The 12,107-nt window shown below is 42.2% G+C and carries 10 protein-coding genes; all 10 read left to right on the top strand.

Annotated elements, in window-relative coordinates; genetic code table 11:
- The first annotated feature begins 504 nt into the window (after window positions 1–504).
- The 10 genes from V7K60_RS28780 to devC all read left to right on the top strand — a co-directional run bounded on the left by V7K60_RS28780 (window position 505) and on the right by devC (window position 11,992).
- Window positions 505–1,935, top strand: a complete 1,431-nt coding sequence (locus tag V7K60_RS28780) for a form I ribulose bisphosphate carboxylase large subunit (protein WP_334930702.1) — start codon at window positions 505–507, stop codon at window positions 1,933–1,935.
- A 126-nt stretch (window positions 1,936–2,061) separates the two neighbouring features.
- Window positions 2,062–2,469: a RuBisCO chaperone RbcX gene (rcbX, locus tag V7K60_RS28785; protein ID WP_104905045.1), complete on the top strand. Its 408-nt coding sequence runs from the start codon at window positions 2,062–2,064 to the stop codon at window positions 2,467–2,469.
- Window positions 2,470–2,514: 45 nt separating this feature from the next.
- Entirely contained in the window at window positions 2,515–2,853 is a 339-nt protein-coding gene (locus V7K60_RS28790; RefSeq protein ID WP_334824616.1) for a ribulose bisphosphate carboxylase small subunit, read from the top strand.
- A gap of 304 nt (window positions 2,854–3,157) precedes the next feature.
- Window positions 3,158–3,703, top strand: a complete 546-nt coding sequence (psbP, locus tag V7K60_RS28795; protein ID WP_334930705.1) for a photosystem II reaction center PsbP — start codon at window positions 3,158–3,160, stop codon at window positions 3,701–3,703.
- A gap of 127 nt (window positions 3,704–3,830) precedes the next feature.
- Entirely contained in the window at window positions 3,831–4,424 is a 594-nt protein-coding gene (locus tag V7K60_RS28800) for a Maf family protein (protein ID WP_334930707.1), read from the top strand.
- Between the two features lie 612 nt (window positions 4,425–5,036).
- Window positions 5,037–5,222 carry a hypothetical protein gene (locus tag V7K60_RS28805; protein WP_334930709.1) on the top strand — a complete coding sequence of 62 codons (186 nt, stop codon included), beginning with the start codon at window positions 5,037–5,039 and terminating at the stop codon, window positions 5,220–5,222.
- Between the two features lie 32 nt (window positions 5,223–5,254).
- Window positions 5,255–6,913 carry a PRC-barrel domain-containing protein gene (locus tag V7K60_RS28810; protein ID WP_334930711.1) on the top strand — a complete coding sequence of 553 codons (1,659 nt, stop codon included), beginning with the start codon at window positions 5,255–5,257 and terminating at the stop codon, window positions 6,911–6,913.
- A 507-nt stretch (window positions 6,914–7,420) separates the two neighbouring features.
- Entirely contained in the window at window positions 7,421–8,158 is a 738-nt protein-coding gene (locus V7K60_RS28815; RefSeq protein ID WP_334930713.1) for a phycocyanobilin:ferredoxin oxidoreductase, read from the top strand.
- Between the two features lie 1,086 nt (window positions 8,159–9,244).
- Window positions 9,245–10,669 carry an HlyD family efflux transporter periplasmic adaptor subunit gene (locus V7K60_RS28820; protein WP_334930715.1) on the top strand — a complete coding sequence of 475 codons (1,425 nt, stop codon included), beginning with the start codon at window positions 9,245–9,247 and terminating at the stop codon, window positions 10,667–10,669.
- A gap of 168 nt (window positions 10,670–10,837) precedes the next feature.
- Window positions 10,838–11,992 carry an ABC transporter permease DevC gene (gene devC, locus V7K60_RS28825; protein WP_334930717.1) on the top strand — a complete coding sequence of 385 codons (1,155 nt, stop codon included), beginning with the start codon at window positions 10,838–10,840 and terminating at the stop codon, window positions 11,990–11,992.
- Window positions 11,993–12,107 lie beyond the last annotated feature (115 nt).

Consider the following 12,107-nt stretch of genomic DNA (forward strand, 5'->3'; position numbering starts at 1 on the left):
GTGTGCAATTCTTTTATCTTTTGCTCACCACTCTGCTAAATCTCTGTCAAGTAAATTCTTTTCTGGTATCTTTTCCATCAAAGGGAAAGATATAAGGAGTGTAAAGGCGGGAATGTGTGCCAGCCAGCCCAATCCCCTGAATACCCTGATTTATGGGGGAATTATCTAAATCAAGCCACAAAAGGCGGAAGTTTTAGTGAAATTGAGAAGGTTTAGTTGGGTGCGAAGAAGAGGTAAAAAAGAATTTTGATTTTTAGCAAGAGGGAACAGTAGAAGCGCTAGGTCGTGTACCCCTAGAAGGGGAAAACACTGGTGAGGAGGGCTACCACTGCTACCAAAGTGTCCGCCGCAAAAAAACTGCTAACCTTTGCCAAAGGCAACTCCTAACAAAAAATTTTTCGGCTCTTACCCTCGCTCAAGGGGGGCAAGAGCGAGGTGAGGGTGAAGTTGCACGAAACGTGATTTGATAATTAAAAAAGAGTGATTTCAGGGAAGGATAAAATTATGTCTTACGCTCAAACGAAGACTCAGAGCAAATCTGGGTATAAAGCCGGGGTTCAAGATTACAGACTAACTTATTACACACCGGATTACACTCCAAAAGATACCGATCTTCTAGCTGCGTTCCGTATGACACCCCAGCCAGGTGTTCCTCCCGAAGAAGCAGGTGCGGCTGTTGCGGCTGAATCTTCCACAGGTACTTGGACAACTGTGTGGACAGATTTGCTCACCGACCTCGATCGCTACAAAGGTCGTTGCTATGATATCGAACCAGTTCCGGGTGAAGACAACCAATATATTGCCTACGTTGCCTATCCTTTGGACTTGTTTGAAGAAGGTTCTGTAACCAACGTGTTGACCTCAATTGTCGGTAACGTATTTGGTTTCAAAGCTTTACGGGCATTGCGTCTAGAAGACATCCGTTTCCCAGTAGCTTACATCAAGACCTTCCAAGGGCCTCCTCACGGTATCCAAGTTGAGCGCGACAAGTTAAACAAATACGGTCGTCCTTTGCTGGGTTGTACCATTAAGCCCAAATTGGGTCTTTCTGCTAAGAACTACGGACGCGCTGTATACGAGTGCTTACGCGGTGGTTTGGACTTCACCAAAGACGACGAAAACATCAACTCCGCACCATTCCAAAGATGGCGCGATCGCTTTTTGTTCGTAGCTGAAGCTATCAACAAAGCCCAAGCAGAAACTGGTGAAATCAAAGGTCACTACCTAAACGTCACTGCCCCCACCTGTGAAGAAATGCTGAAGCGGGCTGAGTACGCTAAAGAACTCAAAATGCCCATCATCATGCATGACTACCTCACCGCAGGCTTCACCGCCAATACCACATTGGCTCGTTGGTGCCGCGACAATGGTATATTGCTGCACATTCACCGTGCTATGCACGCTGTAATTGACCGTCAAAAGAACCACGGTATCCACTTCCGTGTATTGGCTAAAGCTCTACGTTTGTCTGGTGGCGATCACATCCACACTGGTACAGTAGTTGGTAAGTTGGAAGGTGAGCGCGGCATCACAATGGGCTTCGTTGACCTGTTGCGTGAAAACTACATTGAGCAAGACAAGTCTCGCGGTATCTACTTTACCCAAGACTGGGCTTCTCTACCTGGTGTAATGGCAGTTGCTTCTGGTGGTATCCACGTATGGCACATGCCCGCGCTGGTAGAAATCTTTGGTGATGACTCCGTACTACAATTCGGTGGTGGTACTCTGGGACACCCTTGGGGTAACGCTCCTGGTGCAACCGCTAACCGCGTCGCCTTGGAAGCCGTTGTTCAAGCTCGTAACGAAGGCCGTAACTTGGCTCGTGAAGGTAACGATATCATCCGTGAAGCTGCCAAGTGGTCTCCTGAACTGGCTGTTGCTTGCGAACTGTGGAAAGAAATCAAGTTCGAGTTTGAAGCAATGGATACCGTCTGATCAAAAGCTAGGAGTTAGAAGTAGAGACGCGATTAATCGCGTCTCTACAAGAGTTAAGAGTTAAGATTTGCATAAATTCATAACTCATAACTCATAACTTATAACTCTTCAGGGCTGGGGTCAAGCATGAATCTTAAGCAAATTGCGAAGGACACAGCCAAAACTCTCCAAAGTTATCTGACTTATCAGGCTCTAAGGACAGTATTGGCACAGCTAGGCGAAACTAATCCGCCATTAGAACTTTGGCTACATAACTTTTCGTCTGGCAAAATTCAGAATGGTGAGTCATTCATTGAACAACTGTTGCGAGAAAAACCAGATTTGGCTTTGCGAATCATGACTGTCAGAGAACACATTGCGGAAGAAATTGCAGAATTTTTACCAGAAATGGTACGCACTGGCATTCAGCAAGCCAACATGGAACAGCGTCGCCAGCATTTAGAGCGCATCACACGAATAGACACATCTAACCCCAGTCTGCAACCAGAACAGCAAGCAACTTCAGATCAAAATTTGGATAACTTATCCAATTAGTTCGGTCAATCTACTAGTAAAAATCGCAACCCATTATCAAAAGATATGCAAACTTTACCAAAAGAGCGTCGTTACGAAACCCTTTCTTATCTGCCCCCTCTGTCTGACGCTCAAATTGCCAAGCAGATCCAGTACATTTTGAATCAAGGTTACATCCCAGCGATCGAGTTTAACGAAACTTCTGAGCCAACAGAATTATATTGGACACTGTGGAAGCTGCCTTTGTTCGGTGCTAAATCTACTCAAGAAGTATTGAGCGAAGTTCAAGGATGCCGTTCTCAATTCAACACCAGCTATATCCGTGTTGTGGGTTTTGACAACATCAAGCAGTGCCAAATTCTCAGCTTTATTGTTCACAAACCCAACAAAGCCAACAGATACTAAGCCTAGTAAGTTGGAATTAATCATGGGATAGTTGAAGCAATTTGTCTATCCCCGTATAGGAGAGGTAGAATTATCTGCCTCTCCTTTTTTATAATTAGGTGCGGATTGGAGTGTATTGCAATAGTCAAAGGATGGTACAAACGTGCCATACAAGAAGTATTTGGGATCTTAATATCATTGAGAACTTTAAGCATTTATATTTCACCATCTAATGCATTATCCGAAGCGTCCCGGTTGGTGGGAGAATAGAGACGAGAAATGATGCAAGTCTTGTGTTATCTCCAGCCCAAAGGAATCTGTAGAAATGTGGAAACGAATTGTATTAATTTTGCTATTGGTGTTGAGCTTCAGTCTGAGTAATTCGGATGTAGCGGCTGCGGCTGGACTCAAAAGCTTTGTAGACAGTAGTGATGGCTATCAGTTTTTATATCCTAACGGCTGGCTGCCAGTTAAAGTTGCCGATGGACCAGATGTAGTTTTCCACGATTTGATTGAGGTGTCTGAAAATGTTTCGGTTGTGATTAGCCCAGTTCCAGAAGGCAAAACTTTGTCAGAATTGGGAACCCCAACAGAAGTAGGATACAAATTAGGAAAAGCGGCTCTTGCGCCTCCTGACTCTGGTCGTTCGGCTGAATTAGTCAATGCCGCACAGCGAGAAGTAGACGGTAAAACATACTACCTTTTAGAGTATGAGGTTAATCTCCCAAATCAACAGCAACGACACAACATCGCTAGTGTTGCTGTGAGCCGTGGTAAACTTTTTACCTTCAACGCCTCAATTCCTGAAAAACGTTGGCAGAAAGTCAAACGAATGATTGATGAGGTTGTCAATTCTTTTTCTGTTTATTAATTAGGGAGTAGGGAGACATCAATTAAAAATTAAAAATTAAAAATTAAAAAAAGACTGAGGGAAAAGGGGAACAAGGGAAATAAGCAATGCCTAGTACCCCATCCCCAATTACCAAGTTGGTCAGATTATGAAAATTCCACCTTTTGTACTTGCTTCAGCTTCTCCAGCCCGACGCCGCTTGCTGCAAACTGTTGGTATTGAACCGATAGTTCGACCTAGTGACTTTGATGAGTCGCAAATTGAACTAAGTGAACCAGCAGAATTGGTCAAAACTCTTGCCCAGTATAAAGCAGAAACTGTAGCCCCACAGTTTGAATCAGCTTTGATTATGGGTTGTGATTCAGTTTTGTCCATCAATGGTGAAATTTACGGCAAACCAGCAGACTTCTCTGAAGCGATCGCACGTTGGCAGATAATGCAAGGTAACTTTGGCGACTTGTACACAGGTCACACCTTAATTGACCATGACCAAAACCGTACTTTAGTCAAGTCACAAGTTACAAGAGTTTACTTTGCTCAAATGAGCGAGAAGGCAATTAAAGCTTATGTTGCCACAGGTGAACCCCTCAAGTGTGCTGGTGCCTTTGCCATTGAAGGTTTTGGAAGTTTCTTCGTGGAAAAAATTGAAGGCTGTCACAGCAATGTAATTGGACTCAGTTTACCCCTGCTGCGGCACATGTTAGAGGAACTGGGATACGATGTCACTGATTTGTGGCAATAGTCGTTTATCCTTTGTCCAAAGTTAATGACTAATAACTATAACGGTTCTCGACCCAGTAAGGTACAACTTTGACCTCACTTCCATTCTTCTCTCCTTGTAGGAGAGAGGCTTTGAATTTTTCCCCCTTCCCGCTTCAGAAAGGGGGTTACGTCTGTTTGCATACCTGTACCTCACCAGATTGAAAATGGCTATAACCTAAGTTTTGTGTAATTTACTAACGAAAATTAGTTTGACAATCTACTGTTTCAAATCATGTTTCAACAAACGTTTGAATAGCGTATAAGTTGTATATTTTGTGCAAAAAAAAGTTAAATTTTAACGATAGCTTAGAAAACATTAATTAAAATTATCTTGGAAGTACTACAATAATATTAAAGCTAAAAATAAAAATATTTATTCCTCAAAATAGATCAAAAAATTGGATAAAAAATAGTGAATGCATCGACTTGGAGAAATATATTGTTTTAATTTATTTATTTTTGAAGGGCAAACTGAACGATGGGATATGTCGGGAGATAGATATGTAAGTCAAATTAATCATGACGGAAAGAAACTTGTCTGATTTTTACAGCAAGCTTGGTGATAAAAAACAACAATAAATAAGAGAAAAAAATGCCTAGACTTGTAGGACAGCGCTCTAATACTGGAGCAAACATCACCGTTCTCATCATCCTTGTCGCCATCTTTAGTGTACTCCTTGAATACTTTGGCGTTATTGACATCGTTCCCGGTTTTGGTAGAGAGGGACGATATTTTCAGCTAAAAATTCAGCCAACCAACGAACAAGTCACTAAATAACCCAATTAATAATAACTGCAAGGGATAGAGAAATGCGTAAAGGTAGTGATGTGATCGATAAAGTAGTCGTCACCTCTGACAAGGGTAAGAAAATTCAGCGAATTCTAGATTTAATTTTTGATCACAAACGTAATCAGCTTTTAGGTTTCCTGGTTGAAGAGAAGGGACTATTTCGGGATGCAAAAGTCATTCCCTTACAAGAGGTGCAAGCGATCGGGTCAGATGCGATCATAGTTAAATCAAAAGAATCTGTTGTTAAGGCACATCGTGTCCCTGCAATTAAAGAGATTCTGCACCAGAATATCGTACTAAAAGGAACAAGAATTCTGACCACTGAGGGACTTTACCTTGGTGGACTGGTGGATTTGTTCTTCGATGAGCATAGTGGACTGGTGGAAGGATACGAAGTTTCTGGCGGTATATTTGCCGATGCTTACTCCGGGCGATCGTTCGTTCCCGCTCCCGAAACACTGACAATTGGTTATGATGTTGCCTTTGTGCCTCCAGAAACTGCTCAGATGATGGAAGAACAGGTTGGTGGTATCCGGGGAGCCGTCCAAGCAACTGAAGACAGGTTCCAAGAATCGGCTCAAACAGCTAACCGCAGGCTACAGTCAGCCAGCCAAGCGGCAGGTGAGCAACTGCAAAGCTCAGTAGAGAACGTGAACCGCAGGCTACAGTCAGCAAGCCAGAATGCAGGTGAGCAACTACAAGCCGCAACTGATGCTACTAGCAGCAAACTGCAAGACCTCAATCGAAATGCAGCTGCCTCCTTGACAAACAATTTGGTTGACCCTGCCAAGCAAAAAGTATACGTGATTGGCAAGCATGTTGAGCGGGATGTGCTAACTCCAGACGGTAGTGTACTGCTACTACAGGGGCAGTCAGTCACCCTAGTCGATGCAGAAGCGGCTGAGCGCATAGGTATCCTTGATGAACTCTATCGAGCCACGGGTGGCAGTCTGACTGCAAACATTAGCCGCAATTTGAAAGCAGCAACAGAATCTACTAGCAATCAAATTGGGAGTGCAACGATGAGCAGTGCTGCTAATCTACGTCACTCGGTTGATGGGCTGGCAACACAAGTACGTGTGGCGATCGAGCAGGCAAGAGGGCGCAGAGTTTTGCAAACAGTACGTGCTGACGATGGCTTAATTATTGCGGCATCTGGGCAGATTGTAACTGAATCCGTCCTTGCTCGTGCCCAGACTTACGGCAAACAAGCAGAATTACTGAACGCTGCTGGTCTGGTGGCAACCGCAGTTCGTTCTACCACAAGTGACACATGGTTAGAAACCAAAGTTCAAGTGCGCCAGGGGGCAAGCGTCGCCCAAGAAAACCTCAACACTTTCTGGCAAGCCTTGAAACAGAAGGCAGAAATGCTACAAAGACGCAGCACACGGGCGATGAGGAAGCAACGAATTGAACTTGCACTGGGTCGTCCAGTTACCCGCGTCATTCTTGATCCAGAAGACAACGTGATTCTGAATGTGGGTGAATTGATTACGCATCGTGCTGTGCGTCAGGCTGAAGAAGGTGGAGTCCTGAATATCTTAGTGAGTTCGGTCTATATTAAGGAGCCAGAAATATCCGATCAAGAGCTACGTGCCCAAGAACATGGAATGGCAGCCCTGGTGCATCACGATAATGGGCGATCGCAACTTGAAGCCAAATCAATCTCAGTAATTTAATGCTCGACTTTAAGACCTTTGGGCATTTGTTTCGTGTCTTGTGCCTTATCCGGTTCAATTGCCGCTACGGTTATAGCGTTTATTTGCGGTAACAGGCATCATCTACAGTGATAGGATGTCGAACATACGCTGCCAGTAGCTTTTGAGTTGTCGTTTTGGAAGACAATAAAAGTGCTTCGTCAAAATTAAAGGGGTTGAGAAGTAGCAAAAGGTCTAACCAATTAGAAGCTCTTAACTGCTGTAAACTTCGAGATAAAGCCTTCTTGCTTGCATAGCAAAATCTGGTCTATGAAAATCTAGTTTCATAGCTTTCTATTAGCCTTCAAAAATGGGCTAATCTAAAATTATTTTTGTAACCTAGACTACAAAATAAATAATCCTTGTGAAAAGTATCTGTCTTATAAATTTACGTTGGCTGGGTGTAAGTGTTTGCTTGTATTGCAGACCACAACAGATATGACACGACAAGTTGTAAACTGGCCACTAGATCGCATTCCCAACTAGAATATGTCATTTACTTCTATGCCCTCGCTGCGTGAGCAACAACATCCCCTAATTCGTCAGCTAGCTGATTGTATTGAGGCAGCTTGGCATCAGCACCTGGATTTATCCCCCTACCATTTGCCTAATGAGTTGGGGTATGTGGAAGGTAGATTAGAAGGCGAAAAACTGACGATTGAAAACCGTTGCTATCAAACGCCCCAGTTTCGGAAAATGCACTTGGAACTGGCGAAAATCGGAAATATGCTGGATATTTTGCACTGCGTCATGTTTCCTCGTCCAGAATACAACCTGCCGATGTTTGGTTGTGATTTAGTTGGAGGTAGAGGTCAAATTAGTGCAGCGATCGCAGACCTTTCTCCGATTCAGTTAGAGCGCACCTTACCAGAAGCTTATACTTCTGCACTGACACAGCTAACAGTGCTTAACTTTTCCCAACCCCGTGAATTACCAGAATGGGGAAATATTTTTTCAGATTTTTGTATCTTTGTGCGCCCCAGTTCCCCAGAAGAGGAAACAATGTTTCTGTCGCGGGTGCGAGAATTTTTAGACATTCATTGTACCCAAGCGATCGCCTCTAGTCCTGTTTCCGTTGAACAAGTCACACAAAATCTTGCCGGACAACACAACTACTGTACCAAACAGCAGCAAAACGATAAAACCCGCCGTGTACTAGAAAAAGCCTTTGGCCCAGTTTGGGCAGAAAATTACATGACTACAGTTTTATTCGATCTCCCAACTTAATCATCTCCTCCATCTCCCTCATCTCCCCTATCTGTAGGCTCTGTTACGTTTTCAGCTAACGGATAAATGTAGAATTCATTCAACGAGAGTTTAATGGAGTTCCAAAACAGCAACAGGGAGAATAGTAAGGTCTTTGAAGCGAATATCACAAAATGGTTTGTTGTCTAGGTAGGTGCAAACAACTAGAGACAGCTAACTCATTGACCAGAAAATTAAGGAAACTGTGATATTAGGAATGTTCAAGTTGACCCTTCGACTTCGCTCAGGGTGAACAGACATTTTTTAGTTAGTTAATTGTTGATTTACTTAAGGAAGACTAACTTTTGTAGCAAGATTGTGTCCAACAAAGGCAACAGTCTATTTTTGACGTTTCTTTTCAATTTTGTGACTAACTATAGCTGTAATGAATGTAGCAGTAAAGTACCGCATCATACCAATTTAGAATTTTTTATAGACACATGATATGTCGCGTCTCTATATCTAGATTCATACTGCTTGTAAATTCTGCTAACTCCCATTGCACTCATGTCTCAATAATACTCAGAGTTATTGAATAGCCAGCTACTATAGCGTTTCTCAGTTTCAATACACACCTAAACCTAGTAAGCCTCAAAGCTTCTCTCCTTTTAGGAGAAAGATCAAAGTGTATTGCATAGATAATGATACCAATTTGAAAAAAGAATGCGACAGATACATACTCCCAAACCTTTGTTCTGTCTGGCTTTCTTAATTTTGAATTTTGTTAGCGCAGCGTAAAGCCTTCTCTTTCAGAGACGCTAACGCGAACGGCATAGCTTCTCTACGAGACGCTACACGAACGCTTAGAGCGAGTCCGTGTACTCTTACAGAGAAGCAAGCTACGCGTAGCGTCTCGTAGAGAGCGTCATTTTGAATTTTAAATTGGTATGAGCAGCTATAGAAAACACCATTTTGTAAAGCCATAGTGTTGAACGTTCATCACACAATGGATTTTTAAGCCATACCCAGCTTGAAACCACTGTTGTTTGTCCTAACAGCTGGCTGTTGATTAAAAACCTTTTTATTTTTACTTCCATCAGCACAATTCAGGTAAATGGGCAACATACTATGTCAAGGGTGACTGAAAAGCCGAAGCCAAGTGAACAGACACTAAATCATGAACAACCTAACATTTGGTGGGGTATCGCTGTAGCCGTGCCAGTAGTAATCGCCGCTGGGATACTAGGTACGGCCAAAATCGAGCAGTTAAGAAAACTAACTACATCCGTACCAGTAATGCCATCTACCAATAGCATTAGCGCTGTAGGGCGTTTGGAACCGCGAGGTGAAGTTGTTAAATTGTCTGCTCCATCATCAGGATTAGCGCCATCGTCACGAATTCAACAACTTCTGGTGAAAGAGGGTGAACAGGTAAAGCAAGGTCAAATTGTGGCAATTTTGGACAACCGCGATACCCAAGTAGCCGGACTACAAGAGGCAAAAGCGAAAGTCCAAGAAGCCAGTGCGAATTTAGCGCAAGTCAGGGCTGGCTCTCCAAGAGATATTCAAGCTCAAAGAGCAGTTATTGCTCGCCTACAAGCGCAGTTAATTGGGGAAAGGAATGCTCAACAAGCAACGATCGCGCGGATTGCAGCTCAGTTAAGTGGTGATAAACTTGTCCAACAAGCAACTGTGAATCGCCTAGAAGCTGAACTCAGTGGGCAAAGAGATGCTCTCAGAGCGACGCTTACACGTATTAAAGCCGAACAGCGTAATGCTCAAGTCGATGCCGGACGCTATGATTATTTATACAAAGAAGGTGCTATTTCTGAGCAAGAGCGGGACAGAAGACGCTTAAGTGCAATAACTGCTAATCAGCAGGTGGCTGAAAGCCAAGCTACCCTAAAGCAGACATTGGCAACTTTGCAACAGCAACTTGCTGAGGCTAGAGCCAACCAAATACAAAATTTAGCAACTTTGCAACAGCAGTTAATCGAAGCTAAAGCTAACCGCGATAAAGCTGTAGCAACTTTGCAAAGACAAATCGATGAAGAAAAGGCCAAACTAAGCAGAATTTTAGATGTTAGTCCTACCGATGTGCAAGTAGCGCAAGCCCAAGTTAGTAATGCGATCGCAAATGTCAGAAAAGCCGAAGCAGAACTAAGGTTAAGCTACGTTCAAGCACCAATCGCTGGAGAGATTTTAAAGGTTTACACCAAATCGGGTGAAGCGATCGGCGCAAATGGCATTGCTGAAATTGGCCAAACCAAGCAAATGTTTGTCATTGCTGAAGTCGCTGAAGACAGCATTGGTAAAGTGCGTCTTGGTCAAAATGCTACTATCACCAGTGATAACGGCGCATTTAGTGGCGAATTAAAGGGAACTGTCACTGAAATTGGCAGAAAAATTGGTAAAAAAGATGTGCTGAATACAGATCCAGCAGCAGATGTGGATGCCAGAGTTGTAGAAGTTAAAATTGCTCTATCTCCAGAAGATAGCCAGAAAGTTTCTGGTTTAACTTACGCCAAAGTTATTGTCGATATTAATAATTAATTAAGTTGTAGGTGAGCAGTAATCCCAATCCATAATTTGATATTTTGGATTAAAAATATTCTTTAATAGTCTGTTTAATCAATTTTAAACATTCTATCAATCCGGTACGGGTGTCACCATAATAGGTTGAAAATCTAAAATCACTAAACTTGCTGAGACGCCTATAAAATGAATCAAAAAATTACTTTGTCATGGCTACAACTGACAAGAGAAAAAACTCGCCTAGCTGTGGCTTTAGCAGGAATTGCTTTTGCCGATATTTTAATGTTTATGCAACTCGGCTTTCGGGATGCTTTGTATTATAGTAACGTTCGATTCCATAACAGCTTGCAAGGCGATATTGTTTTAATTAATAGTCAATCTAACGCTATATTGGCGATGAGAGGCTTTTCTCAACGGCGATTATATAAAGCTTTAGAATTACCCACAGTTCAATCAGTACATCCGATATATTTGGACTATACAATCTGGAAAAATCCTGTTACAGGAAGGCCTCGGAGTATCCTGATATTTGGAATGAACCCAGAAACTAACCTACTTAACTTACCTGGAGTTCAAGAAAATTTAGATAAACTTAAACTACCTGATGTAGTTCTATTTGATCGGTCTTCTAGGGTAGAGTATGGCCCGATCGCTGCTAGTTATGAGCAAGGAAAGACTGTAACAGCAGAAGTACGAAGGCGGCGAGTTAAAGTAGAAGGGCTATTTACTTTAGGCGCATCATTTGGCGCAGATGGTAATTTAATTACCAGTGATATAAACTTTTTGCGAATATTCAGCAATCGTCAAAAAGGATTAATTGATATTGGGCTAATTAGATTAAAACCGGGAGCCAATGCTAATGTTGTTGCCCAAGAATTACGAAAGTATTTACCTAATGAAGTAAATGTTTTAACTAAACAAGAATTTATTGAGTTTGAGCGTAATTATTGGGCAAATAGTACAGCTATTGGCTTTATTTTCACATTAGGGACTGTCATGGGTTTCATTGTGGGGACTGTAATTGTTTATCAAATTCTTTATACAGAAGTTGCAGATCATTTAGCTGAGTACGCTACCCTCAAGGCAATAGGTTACACACAAAACTATTTATTGACGGTCATTCTTCAAGAAGCTTTATTATTAGCTGTTTTAGGCTATTTTCCTGGAATAGTTTTTGCCTTATTTATGTATAACAGCGCCAGAAATGCAACACTTTTACCAGTTTTTATGAGTTTTGATCGAGCGGTAATGGTATTGATTTTGACTATGCTAATGTGTATTATTTCTGGTGCGATCGCAGTTAGAAAATTACGCTCTGCCGATCCAGCAGATATCTTTTAATTAATTCAATATTAATTAAAAGATATTAATAATAAGTTTGATTTATGATAATAACTAAGCAAATTTAATTTCTGACAGTCACTACAGTTAAATTTTGGAACTACTAATTTATATC

It is taken from the genome of Nostoc sp., from assembly GCF_036917555.1.
In the GTDB taxonomy this organism is placed as follows: domain Bacteria; phylum Cyanobacteriota; class Cyanobacteriia; order Cyanobacteriales; family Nostocaceae; genus Nostoc.